This is a genomic window from Streptococcus mitis (assembly GCF_001074635.1).
GTDB lineage: Bacteria > Bacillota > Bacilli > Lactobacillales > Streptococcaceae > Streptococcus > Streptococcus mitis_E.
In genome coordinates, this window is sequence record NZ_JUQO01000107.1 from 1 (window position 1) to 22,958 (window position 22,958).

General features: G+C 38.2%; 17 protein-coding genes and 1 pseudogene. 3 read left to right on the forward strand and 15 right to left on the reverse strand.

Annotated elements, in window-relative coordinates; all coding sequences use genetic code 11:
* Window positions 1-144: 144 nt before the first annotated feature.
* The 5 genes from ADI58_RS04465 to ADI58_RS04485 all read right to left on the reverse strand — a co-directional run bounded on the left by ADI58_RS04465 (window position 145) and on the right by ADI58_RS04485 (window position 10,165).
* Window positions 145-2,124, reverse strand: coding sequence for a peptide ABC transporter substrate-binding protein (locus tag ADI58_RS04465; RefSeq protein WP_049521614.1), 1,980 nt, complete (start codon window positions 2,122-2,124; stop codon window positions 145-147).
* A 524-nt stretch (window positions 2,125-2,648) separates the two neighbouring features.
* Window positions 2,649-3,749, reverse strand: coding sequence for a UDP-galactopyranose mutase (gene glf, locus ADI58_RS04470; RefSeq protein WP_049521615.1), 1,101 nt, complete (start codon window positions 3,747-3,749; stop codon window positions 2,649-2,651).
* A gap of 329 nt (window positions 3,750-4,078) precedes the next feature.
* Window positions 4,079-6,037 carry a peptide ABC transporter substrate-binding protein gene (locus tag ADI58_RS04475; RefSeq protein WP_049521616.1) on the reverse strand — a complete coding sequence of 653 codons (1,959 nt, stop codon included), beginning with the start codon at window positions 6,035-6,037 and terminating at the stop codon, window positions 4,079-4,081.
* A gap of 226 nt (window positions 6,038-6,263) precedes the next feature.
* Window positions 6,264-8,231: a peptide ABC transporter substrate-binding protein gene (locus ADI58_RS04480; protein ID WP_049521617.1), complete on the reverse strand. Its 1,968-nt coding sequence runs from the start codon at window positions 8,229-8,231 to the stop codon at window positions 6,264-6,266.
* A gap of 323 nt (window positions 8,232-8,554) precedes the next feature.
* Window positions 8,555-10,165 carry a glycoside hydrolase family 13 protein gene (locus tag ADI58_RS04485; protein ID WP_049521618.1) on the reverse strand — a complete coding sequence of 537 codons (1,611 nt, stop codon included), beginning with the start codon at window positions 10,163-10,165 and terminating at the stop codon, window positions 8,555-8,557.
* Between the two features lie 152 nt (window positions 10,166-10,317).
* Here ADI58_RS04485 and ADI58_RS04490 point away from each other — a divergent pair, with 152 nt between their 5' ends.
* Together ADI58_RS04490 and ADI58_RS04495 are read left to right on the forward strand one after the other, a co-directional pair.
* Complete coding sequence (locus ADI58_RS04490) at window positions 10,318-11,802, forward strand: DUF1846 domain-containing protein (protein WP_049521619.1); 1,485 nt, start codon at window positions 10,318-10,320, stop codon at window positions 11,800-11,802.
* Between the two features lie 94 nt (window positions 11,803-11,896).
* Window positions 11,897-12,379, forward strand: a complete 483-nt coding sequence (locus tag ADI58_RS04495; RefSeq protein ID WP_000032547.1) for an S-ribosylhomocysteine lyase — start codon at window positions 11,897-11,899, stop codon at window positions 12,377-12,379.
* 184 nt (window positions 12,380-12,563) lie between these two features.
* Here ADI58_RS04495 and ADI58_RS11315 read toward each other — a convergent pair whose 3' ends face one another.
* From ADI58_RS11315 to ADI58_RS11535, 3 genes and pseudogenes are all read right to left on the reverse strand, one after another.
* Window positions 12,564-12,794: a hypothetical protein gene (locus ADI58_RS11315; RefSeq protein WP_053092661.1), complete on the reverse strand. Its 231-nt coding sequence runs from the start codon at window positions 12,792-12,794 to the stop codon at window positions 12,564-12,566.
* A 30-nt stretch (window positions 12,795-12,824) separates the two neighbouring features.
* Window positions 12,825-12,872: pseudogene (locus tag ADI58_RS11705) on the reverse strand (hypothetical protein); the annotation flags it as partial.
* 24 nt (window positions 12,873-12,896) lie between these two features.
* Window positions 12,897-13,487: a hypothetical protein gene (locus ADI58_RS11535; RefSeq protein WP_053092662.1), complete on the reverse strand. Its 591-nt coding sequence runs from the start codon at window positions 13,485-13,487 to the stop codon at window positions 12,897-12,899.
* Between the two features lie 184 nt (window positions 13,488-13,671).
* On the opposite strand from ADI58_RS11535, the gene ADI58_RS04505 reads away from it, so the two are divergent.
* Window positions 13,672-13,998 carry a helix-turn-helix domain-containing protein gene (locus ADI58_RS04505; protein WP_049521620.1) on the forward strand — a complete coding sequence of 109 codons (327 nt, stop codon included), beginning with the start codon at window positions 13,672-13,674 and terminating at the stop codon, window positions 13,996-13,998.
* 208 nt (window positions 13,999-14,206) lie between these two features.
* Here the strand turns inward: ADI58_RS04505 and ADI58_RS04510 are convergent, their stop codons facing one another.
* From ADI58_RS04510 to ftsL, 7 genes are all read right to left on the reverse strand, one after another.
* A complete protein-coding gene (locus tag ADI58_RS04510; protein WP_049521621.1) occupies window positions 14,207-14,620 on the reverse strand; it encodes a hypothetical protein in 414 nt (137 codons plus the stop codon).
* Window positions 14,621-14,628: 8 nt separating this feature from the next.
* Complete coding sequence (locus ADI58_RS04515; protein WP_049521622.1) at window positions 14,629-15,378, reverse strand: hypothetical protein; 750 nt, start codon at window positions 15,376-15,378, stop codon at window positions 14,629-14,631.
* A 291-nt stretch (window positions 15,379-15,669) separates the two neighbouring features.
* Window positions 15,670-16,128: a hypothetical protein gene (locus tag ADI58_RS04525; protein WP_049521624.1), complete on the reverse strand. Its 459-nt coding sequence runs from the start codon at window positions 16,126-16,128 to the stop codon at window positions 15,670-15,672.
* Window positions 16,129-16,645: 517 nt separating this feature from the next.
* Entirely contained in the window at window positions 16,646-18,751 is a 2,106-nt protein-coding gene (locus tag ADI58_RS04530; protein WP_049521625.1) for an ATP-dependent Clp protease ATP-binding subunit, read from the reverse strand.
* A 647-nt stretch (window positions 18,752-19,398) separates the two neighbouring features.
* Window positions 19,399-20,379 (reverse strand): phospho-N-acetylmuramoyl-pentapeptide-transferase, encoded by a 981-nt coding sequence (gene mraY, locus ADI58_RS04535; protein ID WP_049521626.1) that lies wholly within the window; start codon window positions 20,377-20,379, stop codon window positions 19,399-19,401.
* A 1-nt stretch (window position 20,380) separates the two neighbouring features.
* Window positions 20,381-22,633, reverse strand: a complete 2,253-nt coding sequence (pbp2x, locus tag ADI58_RS04540; protein ID WP_049521627.1) for a penicillin-binding protein PBP2X — start codon at window positions 22,631-22,633, stop codon at window positions 20,381-20,383.
* A gap of 3 nt (window positions 22,634-22,636) precedes the next feature.
* Window positions 22,637-22,954: a cell division protein FtsL gene (gene ftsL / locus ADI58_RS04545; protein WP_000227822.1), complete on the reverse strand. Its 318-nt coding sequence runs from the start codon at window positions 22,952-22,954 to the stop codon at window positions 22,637-22,639.
* Window positions 22,955-22,958 lie beyond the last annotated feature (4 nt).

The window sequence follows — 22,958 nt, forward strand, 5'->3', positions numbered from 1 at the left end:
CTCAATGAAAATCAAAGAGCAAACTAGGAAGCTAGCCGCAGGTTGCTCAAAACAGTGTTTTGAGGTTGCAGATGGAAGCTGACATGGTTTGAATAGATTTTCGAAGAGTATAAAAGAGTCGGCTGCAAACCAACTCCTTTACCTTTATTTCACATGTTTTGCAAGTTCTTCTTGCGCTTTTTTATTGGACTCTTCTTTTTCTTTCATCCATTTATCTTGAGCTTTTTGATATTCATCTGCAGTAACTGCCTTGTCTTGAAGTTCCAAGTATTTGTATCGGAGCGGTTCGCTTGTCCCCTTGTTTCCTGCCAGTGCAAACGGTATCGTAAATGGTACCATCTTAGACAAGATTGGACGACCTGTACGAGATGTCGTTGGAATGACTAGTGCACTATCTGTCAACCATGCTTGAGCTTCGGCATACTTGTTATAACGTTTTGTAACATCTGTAGTTTCTTCCCCTGCTTCATTGACCATTTTATCATAATCATTGAGACCAACCTTCTTAGCCGCCTCATTGTCTTTTCCTGAATCAAATCCTAGGTAAGTTCTTGTATTTTCTCCTACAGATGGTTTGATGATATCAAGGTAAGTTGATGGGTCTGAGAAGTCTGGTCCCCATCCAACGTTATCAGAAAGATCCCAATCCTCACCAGCAGCAGTTTCTGCAAATAAAGTAACATTCAATAAATCATCTTTTTGCAATTGTTGAATATCAATAACCACATTATCAATTCCTAAAGTCGCTTCCAAGGATTGTTTCATAGATTGGACGCGCTGAACTTTTGTAGTTGCTGTCTGGTCAACTGGCATATCCAAATGAATTGGGAATTGTACTCCTTCTGCCTGAAGAGCAGTCTTAGCCTTAGCAAATTCTGCTTTAGCTTTTTCAGGATTGTACAGACCGTCTTGAGCATCAGCAAGGTTCACATCCTTCCATTCATCCCCGTAAGTCACCAATTTTTCTTTGACCATATCGCCAAAGTTTTTACCATCTGCTTGAACAAATGTTGGTGGAACAAAGATATTACGTAAGATTTTGCTTGCTCCAGTTTGTCCATTTAGCTGAGAAGCATAAGCTGTACGGTCAAATCCAAAGGCAATAGCCTGACGGAAATCCTTGTTTAACAAAGCCTTTTTAGTTGAAGTCTTTTGTTCTTCACTAGTCTTTGAAGTATATTTATAGGACTGACGGTCGATGTTTGTTCCTACTACATAAGTCGTAGAGTCTTGTTGCGTATAGACAATATTGTCCTTCATCTCTTTCTCAAGTTCTGCAAAACTTGCACTTGTTGGATAGAGACGAGCTGCTGTAAGGCTACCGTCTTTAAAGTTTTCTGCAGGTTTACTAGTATCTTGACCATCCCAGAATGACAATTTGACCTTGTCAATATGGACATTGTCTTTATCCCAGTAGTTCGGATTTTTCGCAAATTCAACAGTAGATTTGGTTACAATGGATTTCAACAAATAAGGACCATTATACAAGATACTACTTGGATCTGTTGCTTTGGCAAAATCATCCCCTTTTGAGTTCAAAAACTCTTCATTAACTGGTGCTAAGACACCCATAGTTGTTTTAGAATTCCAAAAACTTTCAGGCTTGTTCAAAGTGTATTGGACTGTTTGATCGTCAATCGCTTTAATTCCGACTTGAGAAAAATCTTTAATTTCCCCTTTAGCATAGGCATCTAGTCCTTTGATTGAATCCTGTACCAAGTAAAGAGCTTCAGATTTCTTATCTGTCGCATATTTAAGACCTGTCACAAAGTCCTGAGCCTTAACAGGAGCATACTCTTCCCCCTCAGATGTATACCACTTGGCATCCTGACGAATCTTATAAGTATAAGTCAAGCCATCCTTAGAAACTGACCAGTCCTCTGCCATTGAGGGAATAAGGTTCCCATATTTATCATTTTCAAGCAATCCATCAATCACATTACTAGTAATGTCAGCAGTCGCTGCCTTACCAGTTGTCAAATAGTTGAGATTATCTGGGTGGGTCTCGTAGGTAAATGCAAAGGTCTGTTCACCTTTAGCGCCTGAGCCCCCTGAACAAGCAGCTAAAACACCCGCTGCTAATAAAGTCACTCCCGCAAGAGCCAATACTTTTCTTGTTTTCATAGTCTTCTCCTTTGTTTTTTTATTCATTATAGACCCTTTTTCAAGTCCTGTCAATACAATTTTCTGAATTTTAGAAACTTATTTTTTAAACAACAACTCTGCGAAAATATGAATAATGTTAAATAGTTCTTAACTAATTCACATAACAAAGGACTTATTGATACTATCTCTATATATCAAATAGTATTCTGTTTTATACTTATTTAAAATCAAAAAGAGCCGAAATTCTCCTTTTTTAAGAATATATATTATAGATTTTTAGCAAAAACTCTAGCATCGATTCCCTAGAATACAAGAATACTTATAAGAACTGTTGAATTTTAAAGTACATACTTGGGCTACGATATTTCTTGAGCAAACTGCCAACAAAAGATGTTCTTTGATTTTACATAAGTATAAATTGGTCATCTACATAAAACAAAAAGCTAACATAGATTCTCTTCTGACCGATAGAAAACAATCTTGTTCGCTTTACTTCTAAAAATCTTAAGTAGCAAAAATTCTAAAATGACAGAATCCTTGCATTAATATCCCAACTCTTCCTCTACAACATTCAGGACCCGTTCGATGACCACATGCATGTCATAGTATTTATAATCTGCTAAACGACCACAGAAAATAACCTTATCATTTGTTGCCGCTTCTTCCTGATATTTGGCAAATATAGCATTGTTTCTCTCATCATTGATTGGATAATAAGGCTCATCACCACGTTTCCAATCTGTTGGGTATTCACGAGTAATAACCGTTTTCTCCTGTGTACCATACTCAAAGTGTTTATGCTCAATAATACGAGTATAAGGAATTTCTCGTTCCGTATAGTTTACAACTGCGTTTCCTTGATAGTTTTCTTCATCGAGAACTTCATGCTCAAAACGAAGACTACGGTATTCTAACTCACCATGTTTATAATCGAAGTATTGGTCAATCATACCTGTAAAGACAACCTTTTCAGCAGAAGCTTCTAATTTCTCACGATTGGCAAAAAAGTCAACTCCAAGTTCTACTTCCACATCCTTCAACATATTTTCGATAATGACATTATAGCCACCGATTGGAATTCCTTGGTAACGGTCATTAAAGTAGTTATTATCAAAAGTCAAACGAACTGGTAGACGTTTGATGATAAACGGTGGAAGGTCAGTCGCAGAACGTCCCCATTGCTTTTCAGTGTATCCTTTAATCAACTTTTCATAAATATCTGGACCGATCAACTTGATAGCCTGTTCTTCCAAGTTTTTAGGTTCAACGTCCTTCATGTGAGCCGTTTGCTCAGCAATCTTATCTTTGACTTCTTGAGGAGTTTTTGTCCCCCACATAGCATAGAAAGTATTCATATTGAAAGGTAGATTATAAAGGCTACCCTTGTAATTAGCTACAGGCGAATTGATGTAGTTGTTAAATTCAGCAAATTGATTAACATAATCCCACACTTTTTTATTAGAAGTATGGAAGATATGAGCACCATATTTGTGAACGTTGATTCCTTCTACATTCTCACAGTAGATATTTCCACCAATGTGGTCACGTTTATCAATAACTTTTACTTTTTTTCCACGCTTAGTCGCCTCATAAGCAAAAATTGCTCCCGACAAACCAGCACCAACGATTAGATAGTCGTACATAGTCTCTCCCTTATCATTTACCTCTCATCTCCTTAACTATAGTAAAAGAGAGAATCTTATACTCTTCGAAAATCTCTTCAAACCACGTCAGCGTCCATCTGCAACCTCAAAACAGTATTTTGAGCTGACTTCGTCAGTTCTATCTACCACCTCAAAGCTGTACTTTCAGCTAACTTCCCAGTTACTCTTTGATTTTTATTGAGTATTCGTTTCAATCTATTTTAGCACAAAACAAATCATTTCTCAGTTTTCAATAGCCGAGTGATTTAAAAAGACAAGCACCAAAACTGATGTTTGTCTTTATGATTCTCCTTAAAGGCTATTTCTCATTATTTAACATGATTTTCTGCTTCTTTTTGAGCTTTTTCAATTGCTTTTTTGCTTTCTTGCTCCCATTTAGCCTTGGCTTCTTCATACTGTTTGGTTGTCACAGTATCTTTTTGCAATTTCATATACTTGTAGTTATTGCCATCACCCTTGATACCGACCAGTGAATAGCCTCTTGTAAATGGCGTTACTTTGGTTACAGATGCTGTTCCACCACTTGACATAGCTGACATAATCAGAGAATTGTCAATCATCCAAGCCTGTGCTTCAGCATATTTTTCATAGCGTTTGGCTACATCTTTATTTTCGCTATCTGCATCTTTGAGCATCTTGGTGTAAGTATCGAGTCCCAAGCTAGCAATCTTAGCTTTATCTTCCTGAGCATCTAAACCAAAAATCTTGAGATAGAATCCATCCTCTGCATTGAAAGGATTAAGATAAGTTGACGGATCTTGGTAGTCACCTACCCAGCCATCAAAGTTCAAATCGTAGTCTCGATCAGCTGGCGTTGGCGCTAAGAAGGCTACATTATTAAAATCATCCGTTGAAAGTTGTTGAACATCAATGACAATGTTATCAGCACCCAAAACTGACTCAAGGGTCTGCTTAACAGAGTTCATACCTGTCACAGCATTTTTACTAGTCTGATCAACTGCAACATCCAAGTGAATTGGGAAAGTCACACCTTGACTTGCCAATTCTTTTTTAGCTTCCGCAAATTTTGCTTGGGCTTTTTCTTTGTTGAAATAAGCATCCTGAGCATCTGCCAAGTTAATATCTGACCATTCTGTGCCATAGTTGACCAATTTAGAAGCAACTACTTCTCCAAAGGTCTTGTCTCCAACTTGGACAAATGTTGGAGGCACTAGGGTGTTACGAAGAGTCTTGCTAGCTGCTTCTTCCCCATTTGACTGAGCAGAATAGGCTGTGCGGTCCAAGGCAAAGTTCACTGCTTGGCGGAAGTTTTTGTTCAAGACAGCTGTCTCAGTTGACTTCTTCTGCTCATCTGTCGTTTTAGCAGTGTGATTGTAGGCCTTACGGTTGACGTTGAAATTGAAATACCAAGAAGTCTTGTCCTGCAAGCTATAGACGATATTATCCTTATATTTCTCTTTGGTCTTAGCAAAGTTAGAACTATTTGGATAAACCCCAGCGATAGAATAAGCTCCACTTTCAAAGTTACGGATGGTCAATTCTTGGTCTGAACCATCAAAGTAAGCCAATTTTACGTGTTCAATCGATACTTTGTCATGATCATAGTAATGCGGATTCTTCACATACTCGATTGATGATTTTGATGTGAAATCTTTTAACAAATAAGGTCCGCTGTAGAGAATGCTATCTGGAGATAGGGTACCAAAATCTTTGCCTTTTGAGTTTAAAAACTCTTCATTCACTGGGAAAAGAATACTGTTGGTTGTTTTTGAGTTCCAGTAAGGTTCTGGGCGTGCCAAAGTATACTCAACAGTCTGGTCGTCAATTGCTTTGACTCCAACCTTAGAAAAGTCAGAATCTGCTCCTGTAATATAATCATTCAAGCCCTTGATCGAGTTTTGAATCAAGTCAATAGCCTGGGATTTATTATCCACTGCGTACTTGATACCTGTCACAAAATCTTGTGCCTTGACTGGCGCGTACTCTTCACCGTCAGCCGTGAACCATTTGGCATCTTTTCTCAATTTGTAGGTATAAGTCAGACCGTCGCTTGAAACAGACCAGTCTTCTGCCAAAGACGGAACTAGGTTTCCGTGGTTGTCATTTTCAAGCAAACCATCAACTAGGTTAGTAATAATAGCTGTATTATCAGCGTAGTAGTCTAACAAATAGTTAAATGTAGTTGGATTTCCACTAAAGGTTGATGAGTAAGTCTTTGTATCTGAACCTGATTGTCCGCAAGCGGCTAAAAGCAAGGCAGCTGCAAAAGTCAGGCCTGCACTAAGGACACGCTTTTTTGTAGTCATCTTCTTTCTCCTTTATGTTAGTTTTTATAACATATATTTATTTTACCAAAATAGTGGGAATTTGTAAAGTTAATTGAATTTCGAGAATGAAAATTTATAAACTTTAGTCATAAAAAAACAAAGGATTTCTGTCTTTCATACAGTCAGCCCTTGTTTTTATGCGATTTATCATTTAAATATCAATGAATTAACTGATAACCTAACGAAAGCAAGATTCTCATTCACATTATTCTATGTGCTTTTCTAAATCCTTTTGATACTGAGCATTCGATTCCAGTTTTTCCTTTTGCCACTTTTTGAAGGCCGCATCATACTCTTTAGTTGTCACGATATCATTTTGAAGTTCCATTCCTTTAAAAATAAATGGATCCCCCTTAATACCGACCTGTGAATAAGCTTTGGTAAATGGAACAGTACGACTAACCATAGGAGAGCCCCCTGAAGAAGCAACTGGAATAAGAAGTGAACTATCAGTAACCCAAGCCTGTGCTTTGGCATACTTTTCGTATCGTTTATCAAGATTACTTGTCTCAGAAGCCGCATCATCCAAGAGCTTCTTGTATTCATCCAAGCCAACTTTCGCCACAACTTCAGGATCCTTGCCCTTTGTTATACCTAGATGTTTCAAGGCAGAACCCTTCTTAGCATCTAAAATATTGAGATAGGTTGCTGGATCTTGGTAATCTGGTCCCCAACCTGTTCCGTTCAAATCATAATCTTTTTGGGTTGGAACTTTAGCTTGAGAAGTAATACTTTCCTTCTCATTATCTGTCATTTGAAGAACATCTATAATTACATTCTCAGTTCCCAATGTTTCTTCAATCGATTGTTTTAATGAATTTGTCTGCTGAACTGCAACTACATCTGTCTGTTCTACTGGTACATCCAAATGAATCGGGAAACTTACTCCCTTAGATTGCAATTCTGTTTTCGCTTTTTCAAATGTAGACTTGGCCTTTGTTGGATTGTAAATTGTATCTTTGCCATCTGTGAGAGTCACATCTTTCCATTGCTCTCCATATTTCAGCAGTTCATCCTGAGCCAGCTGTCCGAAAGTCTTCCCAGCTACTTGAACATAGTTATCTGGCACTAGACTATTACGAATAATCTTATCCGCACCTTCTTCACCATTTAATTGAGCTGTATAGGCGTGGCGATTAAATGCAAAATTAAGAGCCTGACGGAAGTTCTTATTGAGAAGAGCTTCTTTTGTTGATGTTTTTTGTGATTCATCTGTTTTAGCTGTTTTATTATAGGATTGGCGATTTACGTTAACGGTAAGATAATAACTTGTTGCCTCTTGTGGACTATAGACAATCTTATCACCGTATTCCTTTTTAGTTGATTCAAAGTTTGAGCTTGCTGGAAAGAGACGAGCAGTTGTATAGGCACCTTGTGTAAAGCTACGAATTAAGGATTCTTGGTCTGATCCATCATAGAATGTTAATTTTACATTATCAATTTTGACATTTTCCTTATCCCAATAGTTAGGATTTTTTTCATATTCAATCACAGATTTAGAAATCAAGGACTTCAAAAAATATGGACCATTGTAAAGAATACTTGATGGAGTTGGCGCTCCGTAATCCTTACCTGTTGCATTCAAAAATTCTTCATTAACTGGAAGCATCGTTGCAGTGGTTATTTTTGAATTCCAAAAACTTTCCGGTTTATTAAGCGTATATTCTACTGTATAATCATCAAGAGCTTTCACACCTACAGTTGAGAAATCGTTTGTCTCACCACTAACATAAGCCTCCAATCCTTTGATAGATTTCTCAACCAAAGAAAGACCATCGGACTTCCCGTCTGCTGCATGTTTCAGACCTGTGACAAAATCCTGAGCCTTAACTTCCGCATACTCTTCTCCTTCTGAAGTATACCACTTCACACCTTTACGAAGTTTGTAGGTATAAGTCAAGCCATCTTTAGAAACTGACCAATCCTCTGCTAGAGAAGGAATGAGATTCCCATATTTATCATTCTCTAAAAGACCGTCGACGACATTACCTATTACGTCAGAAGTTGAACTTTTACTTGTAACGCTATAATCCAAGGATGATGGATCAACGGCATAAACATAAGAAAATGTTTTGGGAGCATCTGCATTCTTTTCACTTTTCCCACAAGCTGTTAAAAGAATGGCTGTACTCAAGGTCACTCCTGCTCCTAAGAGCCACTTTTTCGATTGCATAAATAATCTCCTTCAAAATAGTATTTTCACTATTATACTCTATTTTTTTATAAATGCAAGAGTTCTTGTAGGATTTGTTAGAAAATTCTAACAAATGTTTTTAAAAGAGTTTTTACACAACTTTTAGCAAAAAGAAGCTGGGCAAAAAGTCTTTAAAATAAAAAACGTATAATACCAGGTCTGTACTGCAACCCAAAAGTTAGACAGAAAAATCTAACTTTTGGGGTCAGTACAGTCTTGAAACCTTGGTACTATGCATTTTATTGTGGGAAGATTTACTTCATTTTCTTCTGAAGCCGAGTTTTTGCCCAATCTCTCTCATTTTAGTCAGTCAATTCCACACAGAAAGCATCCCATGGAGCCAAGATTTGTTTTTCAAAAACTTCTTGAGCCACGGTGTTTTCAATCAAGACCGACTTAACACTTCCTTCTACGGTCAAGTCTTGCTCTTCATTGGACAAGTTAGCCACAACTAGGAAACGACGGTCCCCATCTTTACGGATATAGGCGAAGACCTTGTCAGTTGTTTCCAAGAGTTCAAAGTCAGCTCGAATCAGCCAGCTATTCTCCTTACGGATTTGAACCAGTTTCTGATAAGTATAGAAAATAGATTCTGGATTTGCCAGCGCTTTCTGAACGTTGATTGCTTGATAGCTTGGATTGACTGCCAACCAAGGCTGACCTGTCGAGAAACCAGCGTTTTTGCTCTCATCCCATTGCATTGGAGTACGGGCATTGTCACGTCCAATGACACGGATACTGTCCATGATTTCTTCCATCGGAACACCTTTTTCAAGAGCTTCACGCGCATAGTTGAGAGATTCAATATCTTCTACTTGGTCCAGCGTTTCAAACGGATAGTTGGTCATCCCAATTTCCTCACCTTGGTAGATATAAGGAGTCCCTCTCATGAGATGAAGCAAGATGGCAAAGGCTTTGGCAGATTTTTCGCGGTATTCTTGGTCATTTCCCCAGATTGAGACGATACGAGGAAGGTCATGGTTGTTCCAGAAGAGGGAATTCCAGCCGTCCTCAACTCCTAATTCTGTTTGCCATTTGTTGAAAATCTCTTTTAACTTAGCAATATTCAGTTCTTTTTGATAGTGCCATTTAGGCTGACCTTCCTGATACTGAAGACATATATGTTCAAACTGGAAGACCATAGACAATTCTTGGCCCTTTGGATCAGAGTAGAGTTTGGCAATCTCTGGAGTTGCTCCCCAAGTCTCCCCTACTGTCAAGAGATCCTGATCTCCAAAGGTCGCCTGATTCATCTCCTTGAGATAAGGGTGGAGCATAGGACCATTATTGACTACTTTCTCGTCAGGAATTTTCCCAATCATGTCAATAACATCCATACGGAAACCACCGATGCCTTTATCAATCCAGAAGTTCATCATCTCATAAATTTTCTGGCGAAGCTTTTCATTTTCCCAGTTGAGATCGGGCTGTTTCTTACTGAAAAAGTGGAGATAGTATTGACCTGACTTTTCATCGTATTCCCAAGCAGATCCGCTAAAGATAGAATCTAGGTCGTTGGACTCATCGCGCCAGATATAGTAGTCTCGCTCAGGACTGTCAGGATTTTCACAGGCCTCGACAAACCAAGCATGTTCATCTGAGGTATGATTGACCACCAAGTCCATGATGATACGAATGTCACGCTTCTTAGCTTCCGCAATCAGTTGGTCCATATCCTCCATAGTTCCGAAAATAGCTGCAATCGCTTGATAATCAGCAATATCATATCCATTATCATCCATCGGGCTGTCATAAACGGGAGAAAGCCATATCGCTGTAATCCCTAACTTAGCTAGATAGTCTAACTTACTGGTAATTCCTGGCAAATCCCCAATTCCATCTCCGTTGCTATCCATAAAGCTCTTAGGATAGACTTGATAGACTACGGCATTATGCCACCATTTTTCTTGCATCTTCTTACCTCATTATTTTAATAATCTATAGTCTATGATAGCGCTTTTCAGAGTTTTATGCAAGCGCTTGCCTAATCTTTTTGATTCCTTTTTTAACTCCATAGTTTCCTAACTTCCAATTTTTTATTATAATAGAGGTCAGAGGTAAAAAAATGAAAAAACAAGCTTTTAGTTCTGAACAATATTTGAATCTTCAACGCGACCATATCTTGGAGCGCATTAATCAATTTGACGGCAAGCTCTACTTGGAGTTTGGTGGCAAAATGTTAGAAGATTTCCACGCCGCTCGTGTCCTTCCTGGTTATGAGCCTGACAATAAAATCAAGCTCTTACAAGAATTGAAAGAGCAGGTTGAGGTTGTGATTGCTATTAATGCTAGCAATATCGAGCATTCCAAAGCACGTGGTGACTTGGGCATTTCTTATGACCAAGAAGTTCTTCGTTTGATTGATAAATTCAATGAATTAGGGATTTTTGTTGGCTCAGTGGTCATTACACAGTACGCTGGCCAACCCGCTGCAGATGCCTTCCGCAATCAACTTGAGAAAAACGGAATTGATTCTTATCTTCATTATCCAATCAAAGGATATCCGACGGATATGGATCACATCATTTCTCCAGAAGGCATGGGAAAAAATGACTACATCAAAACTAGTCGCAACTTGATCGTCGTAACCGCTCCTGGACCTGGTTCTGGAAAATTGGCAACTTGTATGTCCAATATGTACCACGACCAAATCAATGGTATCAAGTCTGGCTACGCTAAATTTGAAACCTTCCCAGTTTGGAATCTTCCCCTTCATCATCCAGTCAATTTGGCCTACGAGGCTGCCACAGCTGACCTTGATGATGTCAACATGATTGACCCCTTCCATCTCCAAACCTACGGAGAAACCACTGTCAACTACAACCGTGATATCGAGATTTTCCCAGTGCTCAAGCGCATGTTAGAACGTATCCTTGGTAAATCTCCATACGCTTCTCCGACAGATATGGGTGTCAACATGGTTGGTTTCGCTATTACAGACAATGAAGCGGCTATTGAAGCCTCTAAACAAGAAATCATCCGTCGCTACTATCAGACTGTTCTTGATTTTAAAGCCGAAAAAGTTGGCGAAGCTGCCGTCAAGAAAATTGAGTTGCTTATGAACGACCTCGGCATCACACCTGCAGACCGTAAGGTTGCTGTTGTTGCGCGTCAAAAGGCAGAAAAAACTGGCGGACCAGCCCTAGCTCTTGAATTGCCAAGTGGGGAAATTGTCACTGGTAAGAACTCAGAGCTCTTCGGCCCAACAGCCGCTGCTCTTATCAACGCCATCAAGAAATCAGCTGACATCGCTAAAGAAGTAAAATTAATCGAGCCCGAAGTTGTCAAACCGATCCAAGGTCTTAAAATCGATCATCTCGGTAGTCGCAATCCACGCCTTCATTCTAATGAAATTCTGATTGCTCTTGCCATTACAGCTACAGAAAATCCTGATGCCGCTCATGCTATGGAAGAGCTTGGCAACCTCAAAGGAAGCGAAGCCCACTCAACCATCATCTTGACTGATGAAGACAAGAATGTCCTTCGTAAACTGGGTATCAACGTAACCTTTGACCCTTACTACCAATACGACCGCTTGTATCGTAAGTAAAGATTTGAACCTCTCCACTCTCGGAGAGGTTTTCTCTCTGTCTCAAGAGCCGGCTTTATGTTATAATGAAAAGAGAAAACTGAAAGGATTTACCATGTCAAAAGAAGTTATTGTTGAAAGTTTTGAACTTGACCACACTATTGTTAAAGCACCCTATGTCCGCTTGATTGGGGAAGAAACAGGGCCAAAAGGAGACATCATCTCCAATTATGATATTCGCTTGGTACAACCAAATGAAGACTCGATCCCTACTGCTGGCCTTCACACTATCGAGCACCTATTGGCTAAACTCATCCGTACCCGCATCGACGGCATGATTGACTGTTCACCATTTGGTTGCCGTACAGGCTTCCATATGATTATGTGGGGGCGCCACACCAGTGCTGAAATCGCAGCTGTTATCAAGGATTCGCTCAAGGAAATCGCTGAGACTACTACTTGGGAAGATGTCCCTGGAACAACCATCGAATCTTGCGGTAACTACAAGGATCACAGCCTCTTTTCTGCTAAAGAATGGGCAAAACTTATTCTAGAACAAGGGATTTCAGATGATGCCTTTGAGCGTCATGTGATTTAAACGTAAAAAAGAGGCTAGGCAAAAAAGGCTTCAAAACCAGAAAAACGCATAGTATCAAGTGTTAAAAATCTTGATATTATGCGTTTTATTGTAGGAAGATTTTCTAAATAGGAACTAAACAAATCTAAACCACTTCATCTAATCCTCTTTTATGCCATTATTTTCAATCAAGATTAATTTTGATTTAGTCTGTTTTATAAAAAACTTGTTCGAATTTATCTGGAGCATTTTGTCCACCTATGATTCTATTTTTGCTTAAATCAGAATCAACCCACTTTATAGTAATACCAATTGGATAAATATCTATTCCGTAACCTGTAGGCCCACTCCTTACATCAAATCCTATAACTCCATCAGTTGATATTCCTCCCCTATTTATCTGTCCTCCTTTTACTAAACCAGTCTTATTAAACACTATTTCATGTCCTAACTCATTCCTCCAAGTAGCAGCTATACTAGAGAAGTTGCCTTTTAGTATTGCCTGTGTATCAATTTCTTGTGTTACATTTTCTGTGTGCTATTCTTCTGTGGGAGTCGTGATAAGTGTGGCATCAGTAGCAACCCAGAATTGAAATTTTTCAGAGTCTTCCATGATTTTGATTGTGAAAGTAACGATTGCTCCTTCTTGCCATCCCTCAATCATAGATTTCTTAATTTGTACTTGTACACCAGTCATAGGAGCATTACTAGCTTTTACCCAAATAGTATGGTATGTATCCAGAGCTTTAAAGTGTCCTACGTATGCTTCCCAAAACTTTTGGCGTGTTAGTTCTGCTGTGAAGCGGTATAGTTGACCAGTCTTTAATCTGCCATCATTCTCCATGTCTCTAATCTCTTCGGCTGTCGTATCTATTATACTATCTTCAGTTGAGCTAGAGCTTGTAGTAGATGTGCTGGAAGAAGAGCTGGATGATGAAGTAGAGGAAGAAGAACTAGACTGTTTAACTTGTGAAGACTGTTTGACAGAATCATTAGCCTTAGTTTTAACTTGTGAGTGTTTAGTGCTACCGCTAGTTAATAGTGTGAAGAACAAAATGAGGATAAGCAATAGTACAATACTACCTATAATCTTTTGTTCTTTGCTCAATTCCTTAAACTTTTTAAGCATATATAACCTCCTGATATTTAACTTTATTTAATGAAATAAAAGAAATATTTCCTAATAGTTATAATTATATCACACAAACTTTAACAATAGAATATGTTTTTGACAAATATTAAATCATAGAGAATGTAAACCTGATTGTTTAATCTATAAGATAGATAGTAGATTTAACATAGAGGGTGAAGGAATGGATGATATATTAGAAAATATAAGTAATCAGATACGAGACTTACGAGTTTCAAAGAAGATTACACAGCAAGAATTAGCAGAAAGAACAAATCTAAGTGTTCCTTATATCAGTCAAATAGAGAATAGTCACAGAAATATCTCTTTGGAAACTTTTGTGAAGATTGTTGATGCTTTAGAAGTTTCATTGAGTGATTTTTTCTTACCTTATTCTGTGCCACAAGATACTGAGATGATGGAACTGTTATTGAAGATTCAAAAACACCCTCAACATAAGAGGATTGTTCATAAGGTGATGGAAATACTTGAATTAAGCCAAGATAGATAGTGTAAAATAAAAAGCACCTAAAGTGTAATTTATCCTAAATCTATCCAATCGTAGACTGTTACGTTATTCAGATAAGGAATGAGGTATAGATTGTAATTTTAGAATGTTTTTTCTTTGTTGAAGAGGTCGATTAAAAAACAAAAAAAGAAAGCACTGAATCTGAGTATCCAGTGCTTATCTATTTTCTTAAAAAACGTGTTACCTCTTATCAGAACGTTAGAAGTACTCTAACGATTATTGATAGGAGTATAGCAAATATTGTTGCTCCTAATATCAAAGTAGCACTATCTTTCTCTCCTTTTTCTTTTAGAAGGCGATACATTACTGAAGGGATAACAGCAAAAACAGGGTGCCATACCAATATAGCAAAAACTCCAAGCCATGCATAAAGCTTAATATTTCTAACTGTCAGAAATCCTTTTTCTTCTTTTTTCTGTTCTGTGGGAACTTCACTAGACTTTTTAGTTATGATATAGGTTCCTTCAGATTGATATACCTCTACTATATCCCCTAGTTGTGGTACAAAATTAAAAGAAGTCTGTTCAACTTTTAGCAAAGTTCCGTCATCTTTACCTAAATAGATTAGAGTTCCTTCGATTTTAATAACTTTATATGTATTCATAATCTCTCCTAATTTTCATACATGTAAGCAATCATAATAGGTAATGTGATAAAGCCCTCCTGATACTGATAATTTCCTGTACCATTAGTCTCTCCGTAAAATGTTAATGTATCGCCATATACTATAGTTCTAGATATATATTTAGTAGGAATAAGAATAGAAACTATTTTACCATAATTTTCACCCAGTTCAGTTAAAATCAACCTTACTATAATACCACCTGGGTCATCAGCAACTTGACCAACTTCTCCTCTAATTCGTATTTTCATATAACGAGGAAGCTCATCATGAACCCATTCATCATAGCTAGTTAATGGCTTATATTTTGTTTTATCCATATCTACATCTTTATATTCTACTGACGGAATAGTTCTAGATTTTGTGGAACTAGAGCTACTTTCTTGAGATGAAGAGCTAGAACTATTCTTAGATGAAGACATAGAGGACTTAGAGGAACTAGAGATATTCTGTGATGTAATTACTTTATTAATTATAAAATATGCACTAACCGACAAAACAATAACTACAAGAGCTATTAAAAGAGGTTTTATCTTACTTTTTCTAGATTTATGCTTTTTAACTGGGCTACTTTCATTACTACCTTCAACTTTTATAGCAATATCACCATAAACTTCTACATAATCACCCATTCTAGGCTCAAAATCACAAGATTCAATGGAAATTTCCTTTAAACTTCCATCTTCATAACCTATGTACACTGTGTTTTCAGTTATCTTTAAAATTTTTCCTTTATTCATACTTTACCTTTTATCAGTGAAATTTGTCTTTATCTATCTGGTAAGGTCTTATATCTCCTTGTAGTCTCACTATATAATAATCTTCATATTCAACTACCTGTGAGACTATCCCTGTAACCTTAACAGATTCAAATTCTTCAGTATCTAAATTCTGTTCTACAGTCCAAAAATAGATTTCATCTCCAATTTCAATACGGTTTAGAGAACTTCTACAGCCTGACAGCAAAAACAAGAACATCACTACTAAAAGAAATTGAAATAACCTCTTAGCCTTTCCTAACTGTACTAACATTATTTATTTTGTATTCTAACTCCTGAATACTTTTTATAAACGTGTTCTGTAAAAGCGGATTTAGAAGTTTTTTTAAAGGTATTATTTATAGTTATGGTGTCAACTTTTTTTGTCTTATCACTATCAGACCATGATATTTCATAAACAGATTTTTCATTAGATGACTTGGAAATTTCAACAACAGCTTCATTTTCTTTTAATTCATTTTTAGTAGCACCAGCACCAAAATAGTCTGATAGACTTTCCTTTTTCATTTTATCAACATCTTCTTTGAAACGTATATAACCAACCCCCTCAAAACCAACTAGTTTTTTATCTTTATCTATGGTTATAAGTCCTAAATCTGTATTATAGCTTCCCTCAAGCATTTCAATTTTACTTAATTCTTTCTTGCTACAACCAGCCAACACAAAAAGAATAGACAATAATATAACTCCCAATATTTTCTTTTTATTCATAAAAAGCCTCCTGTTTTATATTTATGTTTAAAATATTGTTAAACACTACCCTAATTATACCACAAATAAATATACTTTAGTTAATCTTTTTTAAATTATTTTTAACTAAAGTAAATAAAAATATGTCCCCTTAACCTATAAGATAAATAGCGAGACTTATCACAGAGGTTAAAGCTATGGGAGATATTCTACATTCTGTGCCACAAGATACAGAAATGATGGAACTGTTATTGAAGATTCAGAAACACCCACAGCATAAGATGATTGTTCATAAGGTGATGGAAATACTTGAATTAAGCCAAGATAGATAAGCGTAAATAAAAAAACGAATAAACTAGTTTTCTGAAAATCAGAATTCTGTTTTATTCGCTTTTTTGTTTTATCTATTTATGCCCATTATTCTCAAAAATTGAAATTTCTATAATGGAGTCACTCTCTAATTCTTATTTTGTTTTTATTGAGTATAAAATCCAAAATCTTTTATCCAGTCTCTTCTTTTTATTCTCAAAATTTTGTCTTAGGCTTTTTCACGAATAACTAAAATGCCATCTTCCATGTCTGCTTCCAAATGTTTGGCATCTAGGTGATCCAAGTGGAAGTCTGTCACCTTATCCCGAATTTCTTGTTCAACCACACGACGGAGCGGACGAACACCCATGACTTCATCATAGCCTTCTTCTGTAATATAGTCCTTAGCCACTTGACTGACTACCAAATCAATGTCTTTCTTAGCCAAGGTTTGGTTGACTTCAGCCAACATCAAGTCCACAATCTTAGAAAGATCTTCCTTCGTCAAGTGTGAGAACTCGATAACTGCATTAAAGCGGTTGAGGAATTCTGGACGGAAGAATGGTTTCAAACGGTCCATCAACTCTGGTTTATCCGCATCTTCTGTCAAGTTGGCTTCATAGCCAAATCCAGCATTTGAAGTCGCAATAATGACAGTGTTTTTAAAGTTTACTGTATTCCCTTGACCATCTGTCAAACGACCATCATCCAAAACTTGGAGGAGAAGGGTAATGACTTGAGGATCAGCTTTTTCAATTTCATCCAAGAGAATGATAGAGTATGGATTGCGACGAACACGTTCTGTTAAGGTATTGCTATTGTCATCATAACCCACATATCCTGCTGTTGTACCAATTAGCTTAGAAACGGCTGTTCGATCACTGTATTCAGACATATCCAAACGGATGATCGCATCCTTGGTTCCAAACATATCCAGTGCCAATTGTTTAGCAAGTTCCGTCTTACCAACCCCAGTGGGTCCTACAAAGAGGAAGCTACCGATTGGGCGATTACCTTCATCAAAACCAGCACGGTTACGACGGATGGCACGGGCTACAGCTTCAACTGCCTTATCTTGGCCGATTACCTTATCTTGCAAGCGATGAGCCATATCTTTCAAACGTTCGATATCTGATGCTCCCATTTGTGACACTGGAATACCCGTCATTCGTTCTACAGACTCAGCCACATCGTTGACACTTGCAGTCACTTTCATATCTTCTGTGTGGTTTTCGATTTTCTTTTCCAATTCTGCGATGCGTGTTTTATAGTTTAGAGCCGCCTCAAAATCTTCTGCCTCAACAGCTTTTTCTTGCTTGTCTTTTTCTGCCTCTATTTCACGTTCAACAGCATGCACATCTGTTACAGGATGCTGAGCTGCCAAGTGGGCTGCCGTTACGTCCACAAGGTCGATAGCCTTATCTGGCAAGCTACGTTGAGGAATGTATTGAACAGAATAATCCACTGCTGCTTTCAAGACCTCGTCTGGCAAAATGACATTGTGGTGTTGTTGATAGAGATCACGAATTCCTTGAAGGATTTTAAAAGTATCCTCTGCTGAAGGAGCATTGACCTTGACTTCGTTGAAACGACGAGCAAGAGCTGCATTCTTCAAGATGGTGTTACGGTATTCATCTTGAGTCGTTGCCCCAATCACTGTCAATTCTCCACGAGAGAGGGCTGGCTTAAGAATGTCTGCAAGTCCCTTAGATCCACTATCTCCACCAGTGCTACCAGCACCGAGGATTTGGTGAATTTCATCAAAGAAGAGAATAATATTCCCTGCTTCTTTCACTTCATTGACTAAGTTTTGCACGTTTTCTTCAAAGCTACCACGGTATTGAGTACCAGCCTCAAGACCTGAGATGTCAATTGAAATAATTTCCTTGTTCTTAATAGCGGCTGGGACATCTCCGTTCACAATCGCTTGTGCTAGCCCTTCAACAACCGCTGTCTTACCAACACCTGCATCTCCGACCAAAACAGGATTGTTCTTGGTACGGCGTGAAAGAATTTCAGACGTTTCTTGAATTTCCTTGTTTCGTCCGATAACAGGATCCAACTTGCCCTCGCGAGCTTCTGCTGTCAAGTTTCGACCTAGTTTAGCAAGGACACCGTCTTGTTTCATACTTGAAGCCTGTTGTGGCATTCGGCCATCAACTTCTACATTTCCTGGCAATTGACCCGTTGCACGATAGTGAGCAAATTCCTCAGGTGTGACTTCACGTCCATTAATCAAGTAGCGACGATTTTCAGAACTATATCCTCGCATACCACCCATCAATTGGTTAAATAAATCATCCATGTTGTTAAAATTATTAAAGTTGTTGTTCATACTCTGTACCTCTTTTTGTTATTTATTATCACTGATATTGACTATCTTTGACCTTTGTTTTAAAAAATTTAGATTAGCTAAATCGCTACTCTACATACTATTTCTGGTTTTTCTTTTTCAAGCAGGAGTAGACTATCTTTACTTCTGAAGATTTCTAGATTAAACATAGACCCCACCTCTTTCTATTTTACTTTAAATAATACTCTTCGAAAATCTCTTCAAACCACGTCAGCTCTATCTGCAACCTCAAAACAGTGTTTTGAGCAACCTGCGTCTAGCTTCCTAGTTTGCTCGTTGATTTTCATTGAGTATAAGTGTTCGAGTAAGGCTTTCATTTACCTTACGTTCATAATATACTACATTGGTCAGAAAAGGTCAAGGGTTTTGACTTTGATTGACCAATGTTTTTTATACTCTTCGAAAATCTCTTCAAACCACGTCAGTTCTATCTGTAACCTCAAAACAGTGTTTTGAGCACTTCCTAGTTTGCTCGTTGATTTTCATTGAGTATAAGCGTTCGAGTAAGGCTTTCATTTACCTTACGTTCATAATATACTACATTAGTCAGAAAAGGTCAAGGATTTTGACTTTGATTGACCAATATTTTTTAAAAAGCAAAAACACCCTGAAACATCAGGGTGCCATTCTTACATCAAATATAAAATTGCTAGGGTCAGGAGACTTGCTAGAAGCCCCACTCCCCAAAAGAAGAAGTCAACCTTCCACTCGCTCCAAGGATTTCCTTTACCAGAAAATCCTCCAAGTTCAAAATGGTGATGCACAGGCGTCATACGGAAAATACGTTTACCACCTGTCAGTTTGAAATAACTTACTTGCATCATGACTGAGGTTGTTTCAAAGACATAAACAATTCCGATAATCAAGAGAGTCCATTCTTGGTGGAGAGCCATTGAAATAGCTGCCAGCATTCCACCGAGAGCCAAACTTCCCACATCTCCCATAAAGACTTTAGCAGGCTTATGGTTAAAGACAAAGAAACCAAGCAAACCACCAACCATGGAAAGAATCACTAGAAGAATATCCATCTGACCTTGGACATAGGCAATAACTCCATAGGCAGACAAACTAATCACAACGGAAATACTAGCTAAACCGTCAATACCGTCTGTCAAGTTTACTGCGTTTGAAAAACCGACTAGCCAGAAAAGAGCGAAGACAATATAGAAAATCCCTAGATGCACTTGGTAACCAAAGACAGAAAGCATATCTCCACCGCGCTCATAGAAAAGGTAGAAGACGACCCCACCTAAAAGCTGAAGAGCCAATTTCTGCTTAGGATTCAGCCCCTCATTGATTTTACGAAAGACCTTGAGAAAGTCATCTAAAAATCCGACAAGTCCATAAAGGACCAAGATGAACAAAATCATTCCCACATTATTGGTCAATTGTTTTGAAAAAAGAGCAAGAAGGAAACTCACTACAACTGCAGCAATGAGGAAAACAAGTCCCCCCATAGTTGGCGTCCCAGCTTTTGCCTGATGCTGTTTGACATCCTCATGCATCTGCTGGCCTGTAATTTGCGCCTTTCTATAAAATTGGATAAAGGCTGGAATTCCTACTAAAGTTAGTAAAAATGTCACAATTCCAGCACTGATGGAAATAAACATATTAGTCTCCTAAAGTTAATTTAATTTTTTTAATGTTTTTGATAGCTGTATTAGCACGAACATCTTGCTTTTGCACAGTAGAGCCTGAACCTTCAAATACGAGTTCTATATTTAACCACTTAGAAAAAGCTTCTGCGGTTGCTTTTGTCCAACCATACATATCTGGAACTTCCTCTGCTTTATCAGATAAGAGGAGAACTTGCTGGTTAGGTGCAAGATCTGTCCCTTCTTCTACAGATGATTCTTTAATCTTTGTTCCTGTTCCTACAACGATTGGTTGCACAATATTGCGACGTAAGGCTTCCGCCAAATCACCGGGTGAAATATCCTTGATGCTAGGCATGGCATAAGCGCTTTGATTGGTTACCTGATCTAACGTTTTAGCGGTAGATTGCAGGTTAAGGGAATCTTTCATAGCCACCGCTCTTTCCAAGATAGGATTGGCAAATTCTCCCAACTGGATACCTGAATAATGCTCAGGCTGTTGAACCGTCACATAGAGGATAAAATCAGGATTTTCAGCAGGGTTCATCGATACAGCCGAAAAAATGTAATTGGTCGTACCAACTAAGTAACCTCCATTTTTCTCATCGGCAATCTGGGCTGTACCGGACTTGAGGGCAACATTTTGACCAGGAACAGTTACAGTTGGCTTGCCTGTGCTGTGGTTATGCATGGTTCCATAAACTGGATCTGTTCCTACCAAAACCATGTTGGTTCGAGTTAGACTGGCTGCATCTTTGGAAACAGGATTTCCTACAATCTCTTTTTGAGATTTCCGAACAGATTGGTCATTTGGGTCATACAAGGCACTGATAAATTTAGGTTCTAGCATAACTCCATCATTGGCAATAGCTGTGAAGGCACGAATCATTTGCGTCTGGGTCACTGAAATCCCTTGTCCAAATGAACTCTGAGCAATATTTACGATATTGTCAGCTGGAAGTTGGCCTGCATATTCATCCGTCAAGCCAAAACGAGTCGGAACACCAAATTTAAAGCGATTTAGATAATCAAGCCAGGTAGCATCTCCCATCTTTTGCTCAAGAAGGGTCATCCCAACGTTACTTGAGAGAGCGAACCCTTGAGAAAAGGTCATCATTCTGCCACCAGTCAATCCTTCATTGACGTCCCAATCTCGAATAGTAACATCTGCTACTTTTAACTCACTACTATTGAAAACTTCTCCTCCTGGGAAAGTGTTATTGTCAATAGCAGCAGCGAGCGTCATGACCTTCATGGTTGACCCTGGCTCATAGTTACTTTGATAGAGGATATCACGCCAAACAAAGTCCTTGGTCAATCCTTCCTTAGTATCTGCATCAAAGGTCGGCCGTTGCGTTGTTGCAAGAATTTCCCCCGTTTTAGCACTAACCAAGGTAGCCGTCATATACTTGCCTTTTACTTTTTCTTGAAAGGCATTCATCTGGGTCTCCATGAAGGACTGAAGGGTGCTGGAAATCGTTGTATACACATCCTTGCCATCTACCGTTTGTTGGGAAACTTGTTCCGTTCCGGGTACAATATTACCCAGACGATCCTTTTCATAAGTAATAATACCATCTTTCCCTGCAAGAATACTATTCAAGGAACTCTCCATCCCAGAAGTTCCCAGCAAACTCTTACTTCCATCTTCATTTTCATGGAGTTGAGCTAAACCAATAAAACTAGAAGCGAATTGTCCATTTGGATAGCTTCTGTTAGGGCTAGTTGTAAAGTCAATTCCTTCAACACTAGCGTCTTTCAAATCCTTTTTAATAGCCATCATATTGGCATAGGTAATTCCATTCCCTTTTGCACCAAAAGAAACTTGGGTCAGATTCGGTTGAGACAATTGTTCTTTAACATAAGCCTCGTCCATATCCAGATACTTATGGAAAACCTCTGCTACCTTATTAAACTGGGCATCTTCTACATAAAGAATTTTACCCGTTGCTGATTTGTATTTTTTATCAATAACAGCATATACATTATAGGAAGTTGCGTCCTCAGCAATCGGAACTCCATTACGGTCATAAATAGTCCCACGTTTGGCAGGGACTGTACGAGTTATTTGGTGAACTTTCTTAGCCTCTTTTACTAGATCCGTTCCAAATTTACTACCACTCCCGATAATAACAGCAAAATTGACCAAAAAGACAGCGAAAAGTACGACAGCTAACAAGCTGATGTACTTTCCAACTATTTTACGGTTTTCCGCTGGAGATTTACGGTTTCTAATCGCAAATCGGGTTATTCTTTTTGTCCACTTCATATCTTACTCCGCTGATCGAATATTCTCGTTATTCAATTTTAAGTCCTTAGAATTTGCGATTTCTTTCAAGCGTTCTGCCCTCAACAATTCATTTACCTCTTGTTTGGCATCATCGAGCTCTGTCTTCTTCTCCTCTATCTGCGCATTGATTTTTGTCAGATCATTCTGTACTTGTAGGAGTCGAGTCTGCATAAAGATAATACTCAGCGCCAAAACGAGAGCTGTAAACGCAATGGAAAGATAAAAAGCCTTCTCCACACGGGAGAATTTTTTTATACGATTCTGCAAGAATTGACTGGTTGTTTCTTTTTTATCTACCATTTTT